Origin of the sequence: Halomonas sp. ATBC28 (assembly GCF_005937175.1) — a bacterium.
Lineage (GTDB): Bacteria > Pseudomonadota > Gammaproteobacteria > Pseudomonadales > Halomonadaceae > Vreelandella > Vreelandella titanicae.
This window is the reverse complement of the sequence record NZ_VCQL01000091.1, coordinates 1-522: the sequence shown is the minus strand read 5'-3', so window position 1 is coordinate 522 and position 522 is coordinate 1. Positions and strand designations below refer to the sequence as shown.

1 protein-coding gene is annotated in these 522 nt (G+C 69.3%); it reads right to left on the bottom strand.

Going from position 1 to position 522, the window contains the following annotated elements:
- On the bottom strand, positions 1-522 hold a 522-nt coding region (locus E0L35_RS25460; protein ID WP_138801727.1), incomplete at both ends, for a DMT family transporter.

The window sequence follows — 522 nt, the reverse complement described above, 5'->3', positions numbered from 1 at the left end:
GTGGAGAGCGGCCCGATCATGCCGGCCTGCGCCGCCGCGCCCGCGCCGATGCGCTCGATGGCCATCATCACCAGCAGCACCGGCACGGCGGTGCAGAACACAGCGTTGAGCACCGACAGGCCCAGCACCTCGGGCGCAACCAGCGCCGCCGAAAGCGGCCGCAGCACCACGAACTGCGCGATGCAGCACACGCATGCCACCGTCGTGGCCAGGCCCACCAGGCGCAGCGACCCCACGCGCCGCACCATCTCACCGCTGTAGACCAGATAGACCGCGTAGCTCACGGCCGAGAGAAAGACCAGCAGCACGCCCCAGGCCACGTCCTTGCCCTGCAGGCTCGCTTCGTGGCCGAACACCAGCACCACGCCGCAATAGCTGATCGCCATGCCCAGCACCTGCCCGCGGCGGATGCCGCGCCCGTAGAGCAGCCAGCCGAGCACCACCACCAGCGTGGGGTTGAGGTACAGGATGAGCCGCTCCAGGCTGGCCGTGATGTAGGCCAGCCCGGCGAAATCGAGAAAG